The following is a 21,372-nucleotide window of genomic DNA, read 5'->3' as shown; positions in this document are numbered from 1 at the left end:
GCCCCCGCCCGCGCGCCGTCACAACGGGCGGACACCGGGGTACCTGCCGCACCTCCACCGACCTTCGAGGAGTACCAGTGGGACACACCCGGGACGACTGGTCCCAGCGCTACACCGACGGCCTCGGATTCAGGCCCCTGGGGCAGGAGGAGATGAACCTTCTCGCCGCTCACGCCCCCGTCCCGGACAACGGACGGGCCCTGGACGTCTGCTGCGGCACCGGTGAACTCGCAGCGTTCCTGGCCAAGCTGGGCTACCAGGTCGACGCGGCCGACTACGCCGAGGGCGCCCTGGCCCGCGCCCGGGCGCAACACGACGCGGTCCGCTGGATGTGCCTGGACATCGAGCACGACGACCCGGCCGAGCTGCACCCGGAGTACGACCTGATCACCATGCGCCTGGGCATCGCGTTCATCAACGACCGCACGAGGGTCGTGCGCGGCTTGGCCGACAGACTCCGGGAGGGAGGGGCGCTGGTGCTCATCACCCCGGTGGTGGCCAACACACCCGCCGAGCGTCATCACATCGCCCTGAACGACCAGGAGATCCAGCTCCTCATGGAGGGGTTCGGGCAGACCGACCGGTTCGAGGCCGAGGGCCTGGCAGTGCTGGTCCTGCGCGGCCCGAGCGGGTCCTTCACCACGGCCGAGAAGCTCAGGCCGCAGCCGCAGGCGGTGTTCGGGGCCGCTGTGGTTGTCACCGACGACGCCGGCCGCGTCCTGCTCGGCCGCTCCACCCGCGGCATGTGGGAACTACCCGGCGGCCGCATCGAGACCGGCGAGCCCGTCACCGATGGCGCACTGCGGGAACTCACTGAGGAGACAGGTCTGACGGCACGTCCGGAGGACACCCATCCGTTGACGATCCTCCACGACGATCGCATGGATGTTCGTCGGATCTCCGCGGTCGTCCGGGTGACCGCCTGGAGCGGCATCCTCGGCCTGCCCGAGCCGCACCGCTTCCACCGGTGGGAATGGTTCGACCTGCACGACCTTGCGACCCTCGGCACGATCTTCGCTCCGTCCGCACAGGCCCTGGCCGCGGTCTGGCCAGGCGTCCTGCCCGACCTGCCGCCCGTCCACTCCTACCCCCTCGCCGCCCCAGCTCCGCACGTGGCCGGCGAACCTCCCGAAGCCGTGCGACGGCGCAACCGGATGGCGGACGCCGTCATCGCCGGCGGGTGGGCACCCTCAGCGCGCGTGCAGGAGGCGCTGCGGGAGGTCCCGCGCCACCGTTTCACCCCCGAGTCGCCCCTTGCGGTCGCCTATGACGACGACCTGGCGGTGCAGACCCGCTTCGACGAGAACGGACGGACCGTCAGCTCCATCTCGGCCGCCTGGCTCCAAGCGGACATGCTCGAACAGGTAGCTCCGGAGCCTGGGATGACGATGCTCGAGGCCGGTTCGGGCGGCTACAACGCCGAACTGGCCGCACGGCTCGTCGCCCCCCGTGGACGGGTCATCACCGTCGACCTCGACCCGTACGTCATCCAACGCGCCCAGCGGCTGTGCGCCGAGGCGGGCAGTGGCCAGGTGACGCCCGTACTGGGCGATGCCGGCCTCGGTGCGCCCGGCCACATGCCGCCCGGGGGGTACGGCGGCATTCTTGTCACGTACAACTCCTGGGACATCGCGCCGGCGTGGCGGGAGCAGTTGGCCGAAGGCCGACGCCTGGTCGTGCCGCTGGAAATGCACGGATATACACGTTCCATCACTCTGCGGCGGCAGGGCGGCGTCCTGCACGCACAGCACTGGACGTACTGCGGTTTCGTCCGCGACCGCGGCGCCGCCTCCCGCCCCACCCCGACCACATCCCTGGCCGATGGCACAGTCACCCTGCGATGGGCGGACGGAACGCCGCAGGACACCACCGGTCTCGAGGAGGCACTGCACACACCGAGACACGAGGTGCCCACCGGCGTCGTACTGCCCGGCGGATACTCCTACGCGACGTTGCAGCTCTACGCCGCGACCACCCTGGAGGGGTTCTGCCGCCTGGCCGCATCGGACACGGCGCTGGTGGCAGCCCCCTCACCGCAGGAACACCCTGCCGCCATCGCGACCGGCGGATCCCTCGCCTACCTGACCATCGTCAAGATCCTCGACGCACCTTCTCCTGCCGATCGCCGGTGGGAGTTCTACGTCCACGCCTACGGCCCGGACGCTCCCACGCTGGCCCAACGCCTCGTCGACAGCGTCCGCGACTGGGACCGACACGTTCGAGAGACCGGGTACCCGGCGATGACCGTCCACCCTGCCGGCACCCCTCTCGCTGACCTGCCCCCCGGGGACCTGTTGGACAAGGAAGCCTCCCGCCTGGTCTTCCAGTGGCCCGGCCGCACAGACGCAGCCAACAGATCCGGGCCCCACCCGCTACAGGCGACGGCAGAGTAGAGCAGCGCGTCGGCAGTAGACCCGAAATGACTCCCGTAGTCCGCACACGCCACCGGCCACACCATGCAACGACCGTTGAAGGAGACACGATGCCGACTCGCCGGGTCGTCCTGGCACTCTCCGGAACCGCCCTCACGACGATGGCCATGCAATCCCTCACCGGCGCACCACCGCATCGGTATTCGCCCCGACAGGGCAAGGAGCAGATCACACCAGCCGTCCTCTCGTGGGTCGACGCCCTGGTGAGCGAAGCCCAGCAAGCCGACGACCAGGAAGGCAGCGCCCGCCGCGCCCTGGTAGCCCCGCACGTCGAGGTTGTCACCACGCTCTTACGGACCAGCGAATACGACGAAGCCAGCGGCCGCCACCTGGCCCGGGCCTTGGCCCAACTGAACCAAACCCTGGGCTTCATGGCGTTCGAGGACCGGGACGACCGCGCCGCGCAGCGGCACTACCTGATGGCTCTGCGCGCCGCCCACGCAGCCCGCGACCGCTCACTGGCCGCGAGCATTCTCGGCCTGATGTCCACCCAGGCCGCGGACTCCGGATATCCCGTCGACGCGCTGCAGTTGGCCTCGGCAGCTCGGCAGGCAGCGACGGAGGCCCCGGCATCGGTCAGGGCACTCATCGCCGCCCGCAGCGGCCTGGCATACGCGGCCGCCGGAGATCTGACCGGCTTCGAAAGTTCACGCGAGCACGTCCTGGCCCTGCGGGAGGAACCCCCGATCGGTGCTGCTCCCAGCTGGGCCTCCTACGTAGACCCGGTGGAACTCGACGCCATCGCCGGCCGCTCCCTCGTCGTCCTGTCCGGCAGGGCCGCCATTCGGCAGGCTCCCCTGTTGACGCGCTCGCGCCTACTCCTAGCCGCCCGGGCGTCCACGCCGGTGACAGGGGAGCACCAACGCTCGGCGCTGCGCCATGGGGCATGGCTGAGCCTCGCGCATGCCCGAGCAGGGGAACTCGACGCCGCTGTCGAGGAGGCGCAGACAGCGTTGCAGCGACTGCCGGCAGTCAGGTCGGCACGGAGTCTGGAGATCCTTCGACAACTCGCCACAACCCTTGCACCGCATGGCCACCGCTCCGTTGCTGTGCACCAAGTCGTCCAAAGGATCACCGGACATCTGCAGACGCCCGGGTGATCCGATCGCCCGGCGCCGCATCCTCTCCTCCCGACGATCCATCGCCGCCGGGAGCGCCCCACCACTACTGTCCACCGCACACGAGGAGACCCCAGTGATCCGCATAGCCAACCTCAACGCCTACAAGCTGGCGCCCGCCGCCCGCGGCAGCGCCACCTGGCAGGCCCGGGTCGACACCATCCGCGAGACCCGAGCGGACGTGCTGGCCCTGCAGGAGATCATCGTCGACGAAGGCGGAACCGAACCGGAGCAGTGGGAGCAGCAGGCCGCCGAGCTCATCCGGGATCTCGCCGACTTGTGCGGTCTGACCGCCACGGTTGGGACGACGGTCGGCTACCCGCACGGAACGGCCATGGCGGCAAACGCACACCGTGCCTGGTGGACGGCGGTCCTGTGGAACCCGGACACGGTGCAGTTGGTCGATGGCTCCTACCGCCCCTACGGGGCCCCGGACTTCTGGCACGGCTGCACCACGGCCAGGTTCGATATCGGGGCCCGCGAGCCGGTCCTGGTGGCCAGCTACCACGGCGACCCGTTTCGTCCAGATGCCCGCGCCGGAGAGGCACTGCGACTGAAGGGAATCTTCCGGCAGACCGGCGGCGTCAAGCCCGGCTTGTGCCTCGGCGATTTCAACTCCATCTCGGCCGCCGAGGTCGAGGACGGCCAGGGCGGACGCCAGTACTACGACGCCGAGCCGTACCTGGACATGCAGCACGACGACCTGGAGTTCCAAGTCCAGCCCAGCGCAGTCGGCGGAATCCAACTGGCGGACCGGCGGCCCACCCAGGCCCTGCTGCGCAACGGCTACATGGTCGATGCAGCGGCGCACTTGGGGGCACCCTGGCAGCCGACCGTCGGGCACTGGCAGGACGGGCAGGGTGACCCCGACCCGTGGGGCGCCCGTCGGATCGATCTGATCCTGGCCAGCCGCTCGGTCGCGCCGGCTCTCAGCGGCTACCAGGCCCACAGGAGCACTGCCGCCGAGGCAGCCTCGGACCACCTCCCGGTCTATGTCGACGTTGACCCAAACAGCATCACGAAGGAGCGGTGACATGCGGAAATTCATGGGTTCCAAGAGGCTGTGGGGTAGTGAAGGCGGACCGGACGAGGACTGGGTCAAGCCGCATGTGCTGTGGCTGCCGCAGGACGATCCGCAGGTCCTGGCCTACTTCGGCCGTCTGCGCGAGATCGTCGCCCGGTACCCGGACGTGATCGCCCCGATCGCGGACGAGGACCTCCACATGACGATCCAGTCCGTCCGGCAACGCGGCACTTCCGGTCGCCGGGTCGACGAGGAGCAGCTCGCAGCCGCAGCAGTCCAGATCCAGGCGCAACTCGACGACGTCGACCCCTTCGAGATCCAGATCGGCCCCGCCCGTGCTTCCGGTTCGGCGGGGATCGTGGAGATCTGGCCCGAGGCCGGGCTGGCGGACCTCAACCGCCGTGTTCGAGCAGGCCTTCTCGCGGCCGGGATGGACCTCCCACCGGCCGAGGAGCACTTCTGGTGCCACATGTCGTGCGGCTACGGGAGCCACGACAGTGACACTCCTGAGCTGGCCGCCCGGTCCGACCAGTTCGCCTCGGAGATCGGCAAAGGCATTCGACCCGGCATCCGCACCTCGGCCACTGTCTCCAGTGTATGGCTGGTCTGGGAACGGCAGGAGCCCGACCGCAATACGTACTCGTTCGAGCGCAGACACCACCTCCACCTGCGGCGCGACTAGCCCCGGTTCGCCGCCGTACTCCCCCCGCTTCGGGGAGCGGGGCGGCGTGCCGGCACCCCACCGCCACTGTCCCGGCGTCCCGGACGTCGTCCCTCGGGGTTGGCGTGCCGGGCGGGGTGACGTTTTGACGGGCAGGACCCGACACTCCCTCGATGTGCCTACTATCTCGTGAACACACTGGATTCGATGATGGGTGAGGCGTTCATGGCAGAAGCATCAGTCTCCAGACTGGACACGGTGATCGCGGGTATTCGCGGCTACCTCAGAGAGCAGTTGAGCGAGTTGGACGGCGAGCTCGAAGCGGCCCGCCTCTCGGTCGCGGAGTTGACCGAACAACTCACCTCCCGCCAGTCCTCGGTGGCGATGCTCATGGCCGGCCGCGACCTTCTGGTCAGCAAGTTGGCTGAACTCAACGAGGCATGGTCGGATCCCGCCTCGGACGGGCACGAGCAGGCCAGCGAGGCGGAAGCCCCAACGCCGGACGCGGCCGCCGAAGGCGACACCGCGGTGAGCCCGCCCACGGACGCACCCGCCGCCACTGCCGAGCCCGGACCTCGCCCGGTGAGAAGGCCGAATGCGAGCCAGCGCGCCGTCCTGGAGTTCCTGTCGGGTACCCCCGGTGTGCACAAGGTCAGTGAGATCGCTCTGGGCGTGAACGGCCCGGATGCCGGCAACGCGGCCATCCAGACCATCCGCCGCGCTCTGGGCGTGCTCGTCGAGGCGGGCCACGTGGCGAAGTCCGTGCAGGCAGGCACCGCGTTCTACTCTGCGGCCTCTGCGCCCTCCGAGGACGCCGCGTACGCACCCGACGGCGAAACCCCAGCACCCCATGAGGCACCCAGCAGCGAACCAGCAACGCCGCGGAAGGCACCCAGCGCCACCCGCAAGGCAACTGCATCGAACAAGGCGGCAGCGAAGTCCACAAGGGCCCGGTCCCCGCGTTCCGCCACGAGCAAGGGCGCTGACAACGACACAACCACAGCAGCGGCCACCGCCGATACAGCTGCGGCAGCCTCGGAACGCCCCCTCGAAACCGCAGCCCGGAGGCCCACGGCGAAGAAGACCCCGAAGAGGTCCACGGCCAAGAAAGCAGCCCCCTCTTCCGGGGACAAGCCGGTCCGCGCGGACCGGCCAAAGATCATCGCTGCGCTGCTTGCCTCTGCCGAACCCCAGTCAGCGAGCGAGGTGTCCCACGCGGTGATGGGCGCCGAGTGGAAGCCCTCGGATGCGACCAACTTCCGCATGGTCCTGAAGAACATGGTGACGCAGGGCATCGTCGCCACGTACACGGGCGAAGACAGCCGAACCCGCTACGCCTTGGCAGCGAGCAGCTGACCAGACCGACGCCGCCTCCGCGTCAAGCCCTCACGGTGTCAATGGCCCGCAGCGCCGCGGAGGTGGCGTCGATCGAACCTCCGTACCCCAGCCGCAGCGCCCGGGCTCTCACCAGTCGCGGTGCTGGGCGACCAGTTCCCAGACGACTGCCACGGCCTTGGCAAACAGCGGGTGATCCGGTGAGCGAGTGAGCAGTTCCGCGAGCGCAAACAAGTCGAGTGCCTTGCTGATCTCCCGCCAGTGGGCCGGCAACTCGCCGCCGGCCCCTGTGTACGCCCTGGGGAAGCGGTCCGCGAATCCGGGGCACAGCTCCTTCGGGAATCGAAGGATGTTGCCCAGGTCGAAGAGACCGGATCCGGAGAAGGCGTACTCCCAGTCCAGTACTGCGGAGACACGCCAGGCCCCGTTATCGCCCGGCCGCATGAGCAGGTTCTTGGCATTGAAGTCCGAATGAACCAGCTGATCAGCGCCAGCAGTAGCTGCCACGAGTGAGGCCGACCGTGCTGCGATCTGCACCAGTGCACGGCGCGCGTCCACCGACAACGCGCCGTCTGCGTGAGCGCGGGTCAGGCAGGCCTCAACGAAGGCCGGAAGATCGTCGTGGTGCTCCGGGGGAGGCGCATCGGGCCGAAGGGCTCCGTCGGCGAAGAAGCCTGGTTGACCGAACCTCACCGCGTGAATCGACGCCAATGCCTCGGCTACGGCATCTGCCAGTTGCGGTCCGTCCTGATCGGCCGCACCACTGAAGACTGCGGTCAGAGCCACCCCGGAGACAAAGCGGGTCAGCATGAACGGCTCGTTCAGCAACTCCCCGCTCTCATCGACGTAGACGACCTTCGGCACCGGAACGCGGTCCTGGACCAGGTCGAGAAGGGCCGCCTCGACCGCTGCGGTGTTCCGGCGCGGATAGCGCCGCAACACGAAGGACCTGCCGCGATCCGTGCGCAGCAGCACGTTGTCGCTGCTGAAGCCGCCGGACAGCCGACGCTGGTCGACAACGATCTCGCCCCCGAGGGCTCGCCTGGTCAGGACGTCAAGGGCCCCTGGTCCAAGGATGGTGCCTGCATCATCAGCCATACGTACGAGCCTGCCCCAGGGACCTCGAGATCCCCAAAACTCTTGTGCCCCCGTCCGGGCCAGTTCCGGTGGCGGTCGGGGGCGTGCGAAGGCTTCTGACGATGCGAACGGAAACGCCTACCAGCGCTCGGTCGCCGATCGCGGCCGAGGCCTGATGCTCCTCACACCCTCGCCCCTCCGGATCGAGACTGAGACTGCCACTCCTCGTCGGCCTGACCACTCAGCTCTGCTCAGTCCTCGGGATGTTCCGGTTCCAGTACCCGAGCCCGTAGACCGCTTCCCGCTACCGGCCCTCGCGGCGCCTCATGCCTCCCGGCAGCAGTCGCTGACCGTCTCGTCCCACTGGGAGTCCAGTCCGTTCAGCAGGCCGAGGTGGGTCCGGTTGAGGATTCCGTGGTCCTTGTTGCGCAGTTGCCGGGCCAGCCAGGTGTGGAGTTTGGTCCCGTGCGGGGGGCGGAGGTGGCCTTTGCGTTCCTTGAAGGCGACGGCCTCGCGGTGGCGGTCATCCCAGTGCTCCGCGTAGGGGTCCCAAGGGAAGCTGATCTTGTCGAGGAGTTTGATCCTCTCCTCCGGCAGGCGTCCCTTGTTGCGCTGAGAACGCTGATGGTTCTTCCATGCAGCCAGAGAGGTTCCGTCGATGGTGCGGTAGTCCTCGGGTACCTGGAAGTGACCTTCCTCTCGTCGGAAGGCGTCGAGTTCGTCGTAGGAGTTGCGCCACATCGTCGACAGTTGGTCGGACGTCACTCCCAGGGCTTCGAGCATCGTCCGGCGCTCGGGGTCTAGCCGGTTCTTGCGGTAGGCCACTGCCTGGTTGTCGAGCCAGATTCGCTCGGGCGAGCCGATGGGAAGACTGCGCGGGCTCTTGGCTTCACCCATCTGGGCGGATACCTCGTGGTAGCGGCGCATCCACCGGTCGCGTTCCACGTCCCATGGGAAGCCTGCCTGGTCGAGAAGGCGTTGGCGCTCCTCGGAGAGCTTTCCGGTGGCCCGCATGGTCCGCTGGGTTCCCGCCCACTTGTAGAGGTTGATGCCTGCGGGCGAGATGAAGTCCTGAGGCAGGTCCAGGTGCCCGTTCTCCTCCCTGTAGGCACCCAGGTCGCGGTAGGCAACCCTCCAGGTGTCATCGGGTACAGCCCAGGCCATCCCGATGGCATCCAACTTCTCGACACGGTTCTGCGGCAGCCGGCCCTGCGCTCTTGCCTTTCGTTGATCAGCGATCCAGCCGCCGAGTTTGTACCCGGACGGGGACTCGTACCTGGCGTGGACGCGCAGGTCCATGTACCGGTCCTTGTAGGTGCGGGCCTCGGCCAGGCCCTGCTCCCACTTCGCCTCCAGCGGGTCCCAGACGATGCCCAGGTCATCGAGCGCGCGGATCTTGTCCGCGGTCAGCCGGTCCTCTCGGCGGCCCCTTCGCTGGTTGCCGATCCAGGTGCCCAGCCGGAAGTCATCGGGGCCGACGTACACGCTCGGGACGTCGAGGTTGCCGTGGCGCTCGCGGTACGCGCAGGCGTGCTGGTACGCCTGCTGCCAGGCTTCGTCCAAGGGGCGCCATGCCATGCCGATCTCGTCCAGCATCACGATCTGCTCAGCGGACAGCTTGCCCGCCTCGTAGTAGTCGCGCTGGCGACCGACCCAGGTCCCCAGGGCCGATCCGGACGCCGTGGTGTACGAGCTCGGGGCGAGGAGGTCGCCGTGCTCCTCGAAGTACCTCTGGGCCTCGGTGTAGTTGCGCTGCCACGCGGTCAGGGCCCTGTTCCAGACCATGCCCAGCTGGTCCAGGACGGCGATCCGCTCGGCAGTCAGTTTGCCCTGCCGGTAGGCCATGCGCTGCCAGCCGATCCACTGCCCCAGCCGGTAGCCGTCCTCGGCACGCTCGTCCTGGCGCACATCGAGGTGGCCGTGCTGCTCATGGAATGTCTTCGCGTACCCCAGCGCGGTGGCCCAGGCCTCGTCGAGGACGTTCCACACGATGCGGAGAGTCTCCAGGGCGGCTTCGTGCTCGCGGCTCAGCCGGCCCTCCCGCCGCGCCTTGCGCTGGTCGAGGATCCACTGGCCGACCCTCAGCCCGCCGGGGCTGACCCACTTGCCGGGAGTGTTGGCGTGTCCGTGCAGATAGGTGTAGGCCCGCGCGGCACCGAAGTACTCGTCCCAGCTCGGCGAGCTGGCGCGCAGCGCGCGGATGGTGATGGCCTGGGCGAAGTCCGCCGGCACGTCCACGCCCAGGACGTGCAGCCACGGCGGCAGTGTCGCCTCCCGCTGTCCGCCCTCGAACAGGCTGCCCTCGCCAAGTTCGGCGCGCTTGACGCGCAGGTACTCCTCCAGCCGGTCATCGTGGTCGCGCAGTGCCCGGATCACCTGCCACACCGGCTCCCAGGCGCTGCCTTCCAGCGCCGCTTCGGGGCTCTCCCCGGCCGACAGGAGCAACGGAACCACGATGGTGGCCACCTTGTCGCTGCGTCCGCCGGTGCGCAGCGCCCGTCCGACGGCCTGGACTGTGTCCACGGCGGAGTCGCGCGGCCGGGTGAAGACGACGGCGTCGACGGCTGGGACGTCCACGCCCTCGCCGAGGACCTTGGCGTTGGAGACGATGACCATGTCTCCGTCCGGGTCGGTGAGCCGTTCGATGATGCGGCGGCGCAGGTGCGGGGCCTGCATCCCGGAGACGTGCCCGGCCCACAGGTCGATGCCGCCGGGCAGCAGTGTCGCCGCCGCCGGCAGGGTCTGTGCCCATCTCTTCGCCTCGGCGACCCGGTGGTGGTAGGAGATCGCCCGTCGCGCCCCGAACTCCCGCATGGCGCGCAGGACCGCGATCTGCGCGGCGAGCATGCCCGGGGAGAGCTTGGACCCGCCCAGGGTGACCGCGAGCGTCTCGTCGGCGGCCAGCCGGTGCACGTCCTCGTCGGTGACAACGGGGACGACGACCCGGTAGTCGGCCAGCAGACCCATCGCGATCGCTTTGGAGAACGGCAGTCGGTAGGACACCTGCCCGAAGATGCTGGTGTCCTGCATGGACACGGACTCGCCGCCGTGTTCCGAGATGCGTGGGGTGGCCGTCATGTACAGGCGCCGCCGGGCCGGCACCAGGTCGTCGCGGTGTACGGCCTTCCACGGGCCATCAGCCCGGCCGGTGGTCCGATGGGCCTCGTCGATGACGACCTGGTCCCACACGGGGAGGTCGTGGCGGTGGTGCGCCTCCGCGATCACTGGCAGGGAGGCGTAGGTCGACAGCACGGTGACGTATTCCTCGTCGCGGACGCAGTCCGCCAGGACCTCGGGGGTGGTCGTGACTCGGATGTCGGGTTCGCCGTGCAGCAGTTGCAGTTCCGCGACGCTGGGATCCGAGCAGACTGCGACAACCGTGCCCAGCGGGCCGCCGCCGGCGTCTCGGTAGGCGCGCAGGGTCTGGACCAGCAGCTCAATCGTGGGCAGCACGACCAGCACCCGCCGGACCGCGTCCAGGCGGGCCGTGGCGGCACGGCCGATCCGGGTCTTGCCCGTCCCGCAGGCTGCGATCAGTGTCGTGCGACCGCCGCGGCCGATGGCCTGGTTGATCGCTTCCACTGCTTCGGCCTGATGCGGCCACAACTCGCCTGATGCCATCCCCGCCCTCAACCCACCGTCTGGACACGACACGGGACGAACCCGTGACGCAACGTATTCTCCATTGCGAGCGCTCCCGCTTCAACAGCCCTGGGGCCGCCACGCGTTCACACACGTAACGGCTGTAGGTCACGCCCTCACATGTCCAGGCCGTCCAGTCCCTCGTCCAAGAGGCCGCCGCGGTCCTGGGAGGGCGCATCGGGCCAGGTGGTGGGCTCGACATCGCCGAGCCGAACGATAGAGCGCCGCCCGTTCTCGATCAGATCCAGCCGCTCAGGCGGCCGCGGCACCCTGACAGGTACTGGAGGATGCCTACGACGGAAGTCCATTGCCTGCTCGATGTATGCGGCAACTTCGGCAGCGTAGGTGTCCGGGTTGCCGCGCAGCGGCGGTGCGGGCATCCGCGGCCCGTCGCGCAGTGCGTCGACCTGCCGCAGCCACCACGAACGCCAGCAGTACAGGAGCGCGGGGAACAGCTCCACCGGCGCACCGGCCGTCTCGCTGGTCATGGTCAGCAGCATGCCGTCCCGGCTGTCCAGGGTCCCGGCCATCGACTTCAACCCCACACGACAGGTCCGGTCGTCAATCAGCGCTCCGGCGGCCGTCGCCACGAAAAGTGTCGACATGAGCCTGTCCACGACGAGGTCGGGCGGCTCGTCCTCGCCCACCCAGGCTGCGACCGCCGCCGATGTCTGCGATCCGCGGGCGTACACGGACGAGTAGGGACCGTCGGGCTCTACGGCTGTCAGGAACCTGGTGAACAGCGTGTCGTCGGGTTCGGGCTCCGGCCCTGGATCGTGCCGGCTCAGGTGGACGATCAACACCGATCCCGGTCCGGTGCCGCCCGTGACCCGGGCGTCGATGCGGACCAAGTCGCTGCCCGGCTCTCCTGGCGGTGTCAACTCCACGCGCCCCCTGCCTCTCGTCTGCTGCTCTACGTCTTGGCCACCGACCCTGGCGGCAGTTGTCGCGCGGGTAAGTCGCGTGTCCGACGCCGGACATGGACCTTACCTCCAGCGGCGCGCCGGTCGCCCTCGCATCTGCCGGTGGTCACGCCAGACGGCTGCTGCTGCAGCCATCCGCCGCGTCCAGGCGCGGGCCGGGTCGCCGCGGTGGACCTCGCGCCAGTAGCGGGCGTGCGCCTCGGCGAAGGCGTCCAGGGCGGCGGGGTCGGCGCTCTCGAAGGCGGGCAGCCGGCGAGCCCACTGTTCGGCCTGGGCAGGGGTGTGGCCGGCGTCGATCAGGCGCACGCACCAGGTCGCCGCGTCGGCCCAGACTGCGCCGCGGGTGGGCCAGGCCCAGTCGATCAAATGGGCGGACCCGTCGATCAGAACATTGTCCGGCGCCATGTCGGTGTGCAGCAGGTGGTCGCCGTCGAACAGCTCAGGAGTGCCGCTGTAGGCGGTGTAGCGCTCCTTGAGCCTCAATAGTTCGATATTCGGGCACGGGGTATCGGCGAGTTCACGGAGCGCGTCAACTACGAGCCACAGGTCGGGGCTGTCGGGCGTGAAGCTCGCGGCGGGCCCGTCGATCACCTCGAAGCCGAGCAGGTCCCAGCCTCCGGCCTGAAGGTGCCACTGCAATCGGGGGGAAGACTTGGGCAGGTGGGGGTTGACGGCGGCTTCGCGCAGCTGCGTTTTGACCTGGCCGTGGTTGACCGGGATGCCCTTGATGAAGACAGCTCCCGTGGCAGCGAGGACTTGCACAGCGACGCCGGAGTTGGCGCCGGTGGCAATGTCGGCAGCCGTGAGGAAGGCACCGGTGCGCACGCGGACGGCAGCGCGGGCGGCGGGTGGCAGCTCCTGCCAGGTCAAGCGGGCCATCGACACGCAAGGACTCCAAAACGTTGGTGCGGTGGCGCCCGGTCCGGACAGGTCCGGGTGCCGGGCCCTCCGGACAGGTCCGGACAGACGGCGCCGGGCAGGGCTACCCATTCCAGCGCACGGGCAGCGTGAAGGGACTGCTCCAGGTTCGCCGGATGGAGTGAAACTTCGCCGACCCTGGGTACCCGGCCACCCTGACATGGCAGAGTAGTGAACTTACCTCTCGAACAACACCAGGGTGATACACAATCGCTAACGACCTACGTTGCGCACGAGCACCCAGGCGCAACAGACGCCGACCAGCACGCCCGCGCGCTGCGGCAGATGGCTCTGAACGCTCGCTTGGAGGTTACTGTGCCTGCTGAGGAACCCCTGGACCGATGGGCCGCGCGGCGTGCCGCACGGTTGCGCCCCGTCGGGGCGCGTAAGGCGATCACCCTCGCTCCAGGGAGTCACGCCGCGCACGTCAACCCGATGGCCCCGCGCCTGGCCTTGGAATGGAACGGCTACTCCTGGGAGCCGGTCGGCGTGTGTGAGAACTACCGGGCAGCATCACATCTGCTGTCTCCTTCCCGCCCGGCCGACCAGGTGCAGGTCCCTGGCTACGCACCGGCGAGGGCCGGCACCGGGCGGCACCGCAAGCCCTGATCCGTAGCGCCGGCGCAGGCCCAAGGGCTGCCCCCGGGGCCCAGCCAGTTGGCTATCGACTCGACCTGGGCTTCATCCGAGCGCTCATCCCGTGCACCGTGCTCTGGCTCACGAACCTGTCCCCTATCGCACGCGCGGCTACCAGTGCCGGTCATGAGCCCGGCGGCTACGGGGACGTGGTGTTGGCGGACGCCACGACTTTGGCCGGGACGCCTACTCGGCCGCGCCTGCGGGCTTGGCCAGCGGGTCCGGGCGCTGGCCGAGTTGGGCCAGCAGTTCGGGGACGGAGCGGGCCAGACCTTCAGCGTCGACCGGTGCCAGTCCGTGGCGGTCTGTCTCGGTCGGGCCGTAAGTGCCGTCGGGCCGGAAGCGTCCGGCCGACAGGTGTCCCCACCAGTGGTGCCCGTCAACGGCACTCAGCCATTCGGCGGAGACCCACAGTTGACGGGCGGCGTGCACAACGCGCACCGAGTGTGCCTGGGTGCTGTCGATGGTGGCCTCATCCGTGTCCCATCCCGCCCCGACCCGCACCCGGTGACCGAGGATCCGCAGCTTCTGGGCCTGGTCCGTCATCGAGATGGCCGCGAGTAGCCACGAGGGGTCGTGCCACAGGTCCTTGCGCATGTGGGCGGCTAGGGCCAAGGGAAGGACAGGGTCGTAGTCGGCCATCGCCCGCAGCTCGACCAGCAGCTCGACGGCGCCGGCGGACATCCGCGCTCGCTCCGCATCTTGGCGCTCCTTGTCCCAGCGGCGCTGGCGGCGGGCCTCTCGGGTCCGCCGAAGGAAGCCCTTCACACTTTCCTCCTGTCGTCGCCGGTGCCGGTCTCCTGGCTCGCTGCCCAGTCGCGGTGGTAGGCGAACAGTTCCGCGTGGGTGGGCTGCCAGATCTGGGCGGTGGTGACACCCTGCTCGGCCAGCACCTGCACAACCTGGTCGTGGGTTCCCTGCCCGGCCGACTCCAGCAGCATGGCCACCGCACGGATCGCGGCGGCGATGCTCGGATCAGCGAGCAGCCGCTGGACGTCGGCCGCCGCGTGTTCGGTGTCGATGAGCAGGCCGTGGTCGCGGATGTGCTCGATCCCGGCCCAATCGAGGGCTGCACCGTAGTGGGTGCGGCACTCGTCCAGCTCGGGGCTGGTGTATCCGCGGTGGTGAGCCTGCTGGATCTCCGCCAGGTGGCCGGCCATCAGAGCCGCTCCGAAGGACTGCACCTCGCCCTTGGGCTCGAAGCCTGCTCCGCCGCCCTCCGACCAGCCGCCGTCTAGGTCAATGCGGCCCGCGATGCTCAGGTTCGCCAGGGTCAGTCCGAGCGCGACCCCGATCACGGCGTGCCCGGCTTCGTGCACCGCGGCCAGCTCGCGCTTGACCGGTGCCGGAATCCGGCAGGTGCACCACACGGTTGCAGGATCGGTGCCGGGTTCGTCCGTGGCTGTGTAGTCCACGGTGCGGCCCGGGTGCACTCGCAGGTGCCGTGCGTGCAGGTCATCGGCGCGCATCTGGGCCTGGGGCTCCAGCAGGGTCATGCATACGTCCAAGGGTTGGCGGTTTCGATGTTGTCGGTCTGCATGGTCACGAGGCCCCCACCGCGTTCTGCGTCACAATCACAATCTTGTCCTCTGCAGCATCAGCGTGGAGATGGTCATGAACCGAGGGCGGCGTTCAGGACCGCGCTGGCGGCGTGGTTGTGCCCTAGGGTCTCGGCGGTCAGCCCCCTTCATTGCTCGGCGACCTCGACGGCCTGCTCGGGCTTGCCCGCTGCCTGGAGGGTCAAGACCAGATCGCTCGCTGCCTCCAGGGTGTAGGGGTGGGCGGCGCCGTTGTACTTCTGACGGTCCTCCAGGACCCTGCGGGCGACGTGCTCGGCCTCCTCCAGCTCCCCGGTGTGGCGGAGGCAGTTCCCGAGTAGTTGTCGGGCTGACAGGGCGGTCGGGACGGGGAGGGCTTGGCTGGCCTCAGTGGCGGCCTGCCGGGCCAGCGGCAGGGCCTGGTTCCATTGCTGCTGCTGCGCGAAGATCCGTGCCTGGGCCAGCCGGGCGCGAATCGCGGCGTCGTGCCGCGGCCAGCCGCGTGCCTCGGCTCGCTGGAGTACCTGCTGCAGGTGGGCCTCGGCCTCTTCGTAGCGCCCCTGCTCCCCCACGGACTCCGCCAGGAGGACCCGGGTCATCCACGGATATCCGTCGTCGGAGCTGAACATCCTCATTTCGCTCTTCAGCACCCGGTCGAGCAGTTCCTCGCTGTGCGCGGCCCGGCCCAGGGCGAGATTGGCCAGAGCGAGGTTGATGAGCGTGATGTGCGTGACGGAGGAGCAATCCAGGCCCGGACTGCGCAGGTCGTGCTCGGCTAGTTGTTCCCCGTACCGCACGGCGTCCTCGAAACGCCCCGCTTCGGATGCTGAACGGGCCCGCGCGTACAGGTCTTCGCGGGGGATCTCAGTCGTGCTCACCGTGCTGACTCCTTCCGAGTGCCGCTGTCCAGGACATGGAGCTCGTACTGCTCGCGGACATACGAGCGGGGGCCCTGACCAGGGTCGCCATCGTCAGTTGCTGACGCGTTCCCGCGATCCTGTCGGAACAGGGCGAGGGCCAGGTCCTGGGCCTGGTCGAGACGTTCCGCCGGCTGGTCCTGCTGGCCCCAGACAAGAAGCCAGCGGTCCGCGAGCGCGGCCCGTTGAAGCAGTCGTTCACGGCGCGCCGAGGCTGCTTCCGGTTGGCCGCTGAGGTCTGCGAGTGCGCGGGCTTCCTCCAGCCGCTGTGCGATCTCAAGGTGCTCGGGCAGCGACGGAGCCCCGGGGTATTGCGGATGGGTGACCGTTGCGTCCTGGAGTGATTCCAGGACGAGCGAGGCGCGGGCGAGTGCGGGGAGGCGCTCATCCACCGTCCCGCCCTGAGTGGCGTGGTCGGCCAGGACCTGATGTGCCAAGCCGATGATGTGCAGTACCTGCTTCTTGATCTCCAGGTTGCCCCGCTCCAGCTGCACCACTACGGAGTGCAGGAGCGAGGCCACGGGGCCGGGCGGCGCCTCGGGCAGGGTGTCGATGGTGTTGACCGCGGTCGCAGCGCCGGTCAGCGAGTCGGCGGCGCGGGCCAGATCCGCCTCAAGGACCGGTTCGGAGTTCTCGGCGGCTTGGTGAAGCGCGCAGGCGATCAGCGCCTGGATCCATTCGGCGAATTCGTCCTCGTGGCCCTGCGTCGGGCTCCAGATCTCCAGGTGAGCGCAGGTGTGCCAGGCCATCAGGCCAGCCGCCCAGGTTCGGCTCTCGGTCCACCGGTCGGGGAACACTGCGGAGCGCATCTGGTCCACGATCAGGTTGATGCCCATAGGTGCCTCCCGTCAGTCCTTGGGTTCGAGGGTTGCCGAGGGGCTGCCGCTCAGGAGGGGTTCCGTCGCCGGCAAGGTGAGCGATGCTGGCCAATCCACGCCCTTCGGCGGTGGCACTTCGGTGACCAGCAGCAGTACGGGCAACTGGGGCGGCATCGGCTGGATCAACTCCGGTGCTCCGCCGCCCGTCGCGTAGACGCGGTGCATCCCGCGGCTCCACTGGTCGCCGGGCCACAGGCCGCCGCCGAATCTGACCCAGTCGCGCTGGTAGGAGGCGTCCCGGCCGTACCAACCGAAGCTGAGGCGCGGCAGGAGCCCATAGAGCCAGCTCGGCGTCTGCTGACAGTCGATGCCCGTGGAGATCGGTTGCCACAGCTCGACCGCGAGGCCGCCGTCGCCACCCATGTGCCGGATGGTCGAGGCGAGGAAACGGCTCGGTTCTCCGTTGGGGATCTCACCGGGATCCTCGGGCAGCGGAATCGAGAAGTACAGCTCGCAATGGAACTGCGGCACCGGGTACTCCGGTGTCGGATAGTTCCCCACCTCGACCCGATCACCGACCCGGGCAGTCGTGCGGACGCCGTGCGCGGCCAAGGCCTGGCGGTGATCGGGATGACCGTCCAGGTGCAAGGGGGTGAGGCGAATCGTGGTGCCGGAGACCTCGAAGTGGTGCTGTTCCGCAGCCATACGCCCGATGCTAATGGCCGAGGCCATGACACGGAGGCTCTTCCCTGCCAACCGCGGCCTTGGTCCCCTGGCCGGGGCGCGGCAGCTGCGTGGTGTTCTCCCCGTCCTGCTCGATCGGGTGCGACCAGGTCCGGCAGCAGGGCTTGCGTCCCGGTCGAACAGCTCGGGCACGTCCGCAGGCAGTGGCGGCTTTGACCTGCGGAGTTGGCAATTTTCTCCAGCCCGGATCGTATTGAAGCCTGTGAGTAGCGCTGCCTACGATCACCGCCATGGAGCTACTGATCGGGCGCACCCGCTTCGGGCACAGGCTGCGCCGACTGCGCCAAGAGCGCGGCTGGACGCTGCACCGGCTCGCAGGACCCGGGTTGAGCGTCAGTCAGCTCTCTCGGCTCGAGAACGGTACCCGCAACCCAACAGAGCCGGCTGTCCGCTACCTGGCAGGCCGCCTCGGCGTGACGATGGAGGAACTACTGATGGAGTCCCAGCCCGCCCTGCACCACGCGCTCGGCATCGTCGCAGCCGCAGACCACTTGCCGCCGGACGAGCGTGCCGCCTATCTCAAAGCGGCCCTCGACGCGGACAGCGCCGGCGACACCATCCTCGCCTGCCAGGCCCTGTGGCTGCTCGCCGGCCTGTACAAGGTGGCTGGCAGCCGACCGGAGCAGGCCGAGACCCTGCGCGCACTGATAAAGCTTGCGGACCAGGCTGGCGAGGTCGACCTGCGGATCCGCTCCCGGGCGCAACTGGCCCGGCTGCTACGCGAAACCGCCGGCACCGACGCCATGGCGGAAGCGATGATATTGGCGGACGCCTCGCTGGAGATCGCACACAATTTCCCGGTGCAGCCCCAGGTGGAGAGCGAAGCGCTGATGGCAACACTCTCAGTGAACGCCGAGGCCGGAAAGCTCCTGGAGAATCAACCCGGCGGCGACGAGCAGATCCACCGCCTGCTCCACCTCGCCGACCAACTCCCGGCGGGCCCCCGGGCCCAGACACTGTGGACGGTCGCAGCAGCGCAGCTTTACCAGGGGCACGACGATCTGGCGCTCACCACTCTGGAGCTGGCCCTCGGCAGCATCACCAGCGCCGAGGACCTGCTGATGTGGACACGCCTTCGCCTGGCCGCCGTCAGGCTCTGCCTGGCCGTCGCCCCACCACTGCTCGACCAGGCCGCCGAACACCTGCTCCGCGCCGAACCGGCAATTGAACTGCTCGGCATCCGGGTGCACGCCGCCGAGCACGGCACGGCCCGGGCCCGCCTGGCCTTCCTGCGCGGCCAGTTCGCCGACGCCCAGGAGATCGCAACCGCCATCGGCGACGACGTCCAGCTCCTCGCCCCCCGCGACCGAGCGCGGCACGACGAGACCACAGCGCAGATCCAACAGGCCTTGCGTGCTGCCATCACCGGCTAGGGGCTCCGGGCCGGCGGGGCAGGTGGCGCGCGGAAGGGCAAGTCCACGTCGGCGGGAGGCGCATCGACAGTACGTTGACGGGGTTTCGGCGCATTCCCCGAAGATCTCGGCATCCCCAGCCAGAGCGTGCGAGGAGTTGCTCCGGGTACTCACCCCAGAGCCGCCCGTCGACACCCGGCGACCCGGTGCGGTTCCCTAGTCTGGGCGCGCGGCCAGTGCCTGCAACCGCTCCGCGGCGACCGCCCATGCCTGTTCGCCCTGCGGTTGCTGGCGTGCGGCTAGCAGGTCATTGAGGATCTCGGCCCCCTCCGTGAACCGGCCGATAGCCAGGTCCAACCACACGAGGATCAACCCCTCGTCCGCGATGGGGTCGCGCAGGGCCGCGACGGTGAACGCGGCCCACGCGGCGGTGAGCAGGCCCGCGCCCGGAGCGGGAAGGGGTCCGCCGACCGCTCGCATGGTCGCGCCGACCTGCTGAACGGCCGCCTGGGACGGTCCGTCCGCCAGCGGTGGCACCAGCACGTGCCGCTGCTCCATCAGGTCGGTGTCGGCGAGGGCATTCCAGGTGGACCACCGGGTTTCGACAGCCTCGCCGTCATCGAGGTCCGCCTGGCCGACTGTGCAATCGTGGGCGAGGAACAGGTGCGCGGTCTCAGTGGAGGTGGCTCGGGCGGAGGCGACAGTTCCCAGCGGGTACAGCCGCGCGGCACGCAGCCCAGTCTCTTCGGCCAGCTCGCGGCGGGCCGCAGCAACGGGGCTCTCGCCCTCGTCAACGAGGCCGCCCGGCAGGTCCGTGATCTCCGTGTCGTGGAGATAGTGGTGCTGGGTCACCATCGGGACCAGGCCGCGATGCACGGCCACGACGCGCACTGAGTCCGGTGCGGTGACGTGGGGGTAGGCGACGGTCACTCCATCGGGCCGAATCGCCCGATCGACGGCGAGGTGGATACGGCCGTGCGGGCCCCCTGAATACAGGACTTTGCCGTCCAGCCGCCGCCAACGGCCCCTGTTTGCCATGCCCAGGACTGTACCCGAGTGGTCACTCGGGCCAGCTGAAGCGGGTAGGCGGCTGTCGTGGTCCGGTGCCGTGCGACGGACAGCTGAGCCCGAAACAGATGGGACTACCTCGAACGGAACCGGCGGGAAGAGGATGGTGGCCCAACTGCCCACTGGTGCAGGTTATCTGTTCTTCGGTCACGACAGCGCCGCGCGGACGGCGAACTCGGCCACGGCGACCGCCAGACAGCACACCACGGTCGTACAGATCAGGAGCCCTCTGGCATGGCGGTAGGCACGCGGCACGCGCCGGGAGGACCAGCGGTATCGCGCAGCCCAGGCGTTCTCCCGCGTAGCCTCGACCCGCTCGCGCTCAACCGATCTGCGCCGCTGGGCGGCGGTATCAAGAATGAGGGCTCGCTCCGCGACAAGCCGCTGCAGCCATTCGTTGTGTTCGGCGCCAGTCAGGGTGCCGTCCGCAGGCAGTGCGGCCAGCGCGGCCTGGTTATGGTCCAGGGCGGCGTTGAACTCGGCACGCCTGCGGGCCTGGACGGTGCTCAGGTGGCACTGCTCGACGCACTCCAGCGGATCTACGGTCTCCGGCATGGCCCGAGCATGCCACGCGACAGGTGCAGGCCACGGCCAATCACGGAATCCAAGCACCCAGTCGAGTCCCTCCGCGAGCGGCAGCGAACCGGTTCGGAACCGGAGGCTGCTGGCGCTGCTTGGCCCTTTCCCCCACGTGTCGGCGCTTCCCCGCGTCGACCCGGCCATTCGTGGTCGCCGTGGGATCAGTGGTAGAGCGCTCACATGGCTGTGAGCATACCGGGATAGCGCTGACCATTCAGGTACGCGTGCATGTTCGTCAGGATGCCGCTGATCCGGCCGGGACCCCAGGCGGCGACTGCATCGTTGACGGGGGTGGCGCCGGTAACGAAGTTGAGCACGAAGGTGTCTCGCAGCAGCAGGTACGGCTCCAGGAGATGCTCGAAGTCGGCTGGCAGCGGGCGGACTCGGGTGTAGCCGGCAAGGTAGGCGTGGGAGAAGTCCTCGTAGGCACCGGGTTCGTTCCTCGCGATGCGGTGGACGGAGGAGAGCACGGTGGCGATGTCGACGATGAAGTGGCCTTCTCCGAACTAGGGAGATCCGGGGCCCGGGCGAGGTCTACGCTGTGGGCTGTGGCCGCTACATGATCGTCTGTCTGCGCTATCCGAAGATCA

General features: G+C 69.0%; 19 protein-coding genes. 7 read left to right on the top strand and 12 right to left on the bottom strand.

What is annotated here, in order from left to right:
- Positions 1–77 precede the first annotated feature (77 nt).
- The 5 genes from fxlM (at position 78) to ABH941_RS28645 (ending at position 6,591) form a co-directional block, all read left to right on the top strand.
- A complete protein-coding gene (fxlM, locus tag ABH941_RS28665) occupies positions 78–2,393 on the top strand; it encodes a methyltransferase, FxLD system (protein WP_370132446.1) in 2,316 nt (771 codons plus the stop codon).
- Positions 2,394–2,482: 89 nt separating this feature from the next.
- Positions 2,483–3,532 (top strand): hypothetical protein, encoded by a 1,050-nt coding sequence (locus ABH941_RS28660; protein ID WP_370132445.1) that lies wholly within the window; start codon positions 2,483–2,485, stop codon positions 3,530–3,532.
- Between the two features lie 94 nt (positions 3,533–3,626).
- Positions 3,627–4,583 (top strand): endonuclease/exonuclease/phosphatase family protein, encoded by a 957-nt coding sequence (locus tag ABH941_RS28655; protein ID WP_370132444.1) that lies wholly within the window; start codon positions 3,627–3,629, stop codon positions 4,581–4,583.
- Between the two features lies 1 nt (position 4,584).
- Positions 4,585–5,256: a 2'-5' RNA ligase family protein gene (locus ABH941_RS28650; protein ID WP_370132443.1), complete on the top strand. Its 672-nt coding sequence runs from the start codon at positions 4,585–4,587 to the stop codon at positions 5,254–5,256.
- A gap of 186 nt (positions 5,257–5,442) precedes the next feature.
- Positions 5,443–6,591: a hypothetical protein gene (locus ABH941_RS28645; RefSeq protein WP_370132442.1), complete on the top strand. Its 1,149-nt coding sequence runs from the start codon at positions 5,443–5,445 to the stop codon at positions 6,589–6,591.
- 108 nt (positions 6,592–6,699) lie between these two features.
- Here ABH941_RS28645 and ABH941_RS28640 read toward each other — a convergent pair whose 3' ends face one another.
- From ABH941_RS28640 to ABH941_RS28625, 4 genes are all read right to left on the bottom strand, one after another.
- The gene (locus ABH941_RS28640; RefSeq protein ID WP_370132441.1) at positions 6,700–7,668 is read right to left on the bottom strand and encodes a phosphotransferase family protein; all 969 of its coding nucleotides are present in this window, start codon (positions 7,666–7,668) and stop codon (positions 6,700–6,702) included.
- Between the two features lie 303 nt (positions 7,669–7,971).
- Positions 7,972–11,268 (bottom strand): Helicase associated domain protein, encoded by a 3,297-nt coding sequence (locus ABH941_RS28635; RefSeq protein ID WP_370132440.1) that lies wholly within the window; start codon positions 11,266–11,268, stop codon positions 7,972–7,974.
- 137 nt (positions 11,269–11,405) lie between these two features.
- Positions 11,406–12,140: a hypothetical protein gene (locus tag ABH941_RS28630; protein WP_370132439.1), complete on the bottom strand. Its 735-nt coding sequence runs from the start codon at positions 12,138–12,140 to the stop codon at positions 11,406–11,408.
- Between the two features lie 135 nt (positions 12,141–12,275).
- Positions 12,276–13,097, bottom strand: a complete 822-nt coding sequence (locus ABH941_RS28625) for an aminoglycoside phosphotransferase (protein WP_370132438.1) — start codon at positions 13,095–13,097, stop codon at positions 12,276–12,278.
- Between the two features lie 348 nt (positions 13,098–13,445).
- Here ABH941_RS28625 and ABH941_RS28620 point away from each other — a divergent pair, with 348 nt between their 5' ends.
- On the top strand, positions 13,446–13,739 hold the full coding sequence (locus tag ABH941_RS28620; protein WP_370132437.1) for a DUF6087 family protein: 294 nt from the start codon (positions 13,446–13,448) through the stop codon (positions 13,737–13,739).
- Positions 13,740–13,952: 213 nt separating this feature from the next.
- Here ABH941_RS28620 and ABH941_RS28615 read toward each other — a convergent pair whose 3' ends face one another.
- From ABH941_RS28615 to ABH941_RS28595, 5 genes are all read right to left on the bottom strand, one after another.
- Positions 13,953–14,534 carry a hypothetical protein gene (locus ABH941_RS28615; RefSeq protein WP_370132436.1) on the bottom strand — a complete coding sequence of 194 codons (582 nt, stop codon included), beginning with the start codon at positions 14,532–14,534 and terminating at the stop codon, positions 13,953–13,955.
- Positions 14,531–15,262, bottom strand: coding sequence for a hypothetical protein (locus ABH941_RS28610; RefSeq protein ID WP_370132435.1), 732 nt, complete (start codon positions 15,260–15,262; stop codon positions 14,531–14,533). The genes ABH941_RS28615 and ABH941_RS28610 overlap by 4 nt, the downstream gene beginning before the upstream one ends.
- 191 nt (positions 15,263–15,453) lie before the next feature.
- On the bottom strand, positions 15,454–16,182 hold the full coding sequence (locus ABH941_RS28605) for a tetratricopeptide repeat protein (RefSeq protein ID WP_370132434.1): 729 nt from the start codon (positions 16,180–16,182) through the stop codon (positions 15,454–15,456).
- On the bottom strand, positions 16,179–17,057 hold the full coding sequence (locus ABH941_RS28600) for a hypothetical protein (protein ID WP_370132433.1): 879 nt from the start codon (positions 17,055–17,057) through the stop codon (positions 16,179–16,181). The genes ABH941_RS28605 and ABH941_RS28600 overlap by 4 nt, the downstream gene beginning before the upstream one ends.
- Before the next feature lie 12 nt (positions 17,058–17,069).
- The gene (locus tag ABH941_RS28595) at positions 17,070–17,744 is read right to left on the bottom strand and encodes a hypothetical protein (RefSeq protein WP_370132431.1); all 675 of its coding nucleotides are present in this window, start codon (positions 17,742–17,744) and stop codon (positions 17,070–17,072) included.
- Positions 17,745–18,013: 269 nt separating this feature from the next.
- Between ABH941_RS28595 and ABH941_RS28590 the strand changes: the two genes are divergently transcribed.
- Entirely contained in the window at positions 18,014–19,156 is a 1,143-nt protein-coding gene (locus ABH941_RS28590) for a helix-turn-helix domain-containing protein (protein ID WP_370132429.1), read from the top strand.
- A gap of 195 nt (positions 19,157–19,351) precedes the next feature.
- On the opposite strand, the gene ABH941_RS28585 is transcribed toward ABH941_RS28590, so the two are convergent.
- The 3 genes from ABH941_RS28585 to ABH941_RS28575 form a co-directional block, all read right to left on the bottom strand.
- Entirely contained in the window at positions 19,352–20,173 is an 822-nt protein-coding gene (locus ABH941_RS28585) for an NUDIX hydrolase (protein ID WP_370132428.1), read from the bottom strand.
- Positions 20,174–20,350: 177 nt separating this feature from the next.
- On the bottom strand, positions 20,351–20,758 hold the full coding sequence (locus tag ABH941_RS28580; protein WP_370132427.1) for a hypothetical protein: 408 nt from the start codon (positions 20,756–20,758) through the stop codon (positions 20,351–20,353).
- A gap of 200 nt (positions 20,759–20,958) precedes the next feature.
- Positions 20,959–21,252: a hypothetical protein gene (locus tag ABH941_RS28575; RefSeq protein ID WP_370132426.1), complete on the bottom strand. Its 294-nt coding sequence runs from the start codon at positions 21,250–21,252 to the stop codon at positions 20,959–20,961.
- Between the last annotated feature and the right edge of the window lie 120 nt (positions 21,253–21,372).

Source organism: Streptacidiphilus sp. EB103A, from assembly GCF_041261405.1.
Taxonomy (GTDB): domain Bacteria; phylum Actinomycetota; class Actinomycetes; order Streptomycetales; family Streptomycetaceae; genus Streptacidiphilus.
This window is presented reverse-complemented; position numbering and strand designations above follow the sequence as displayed.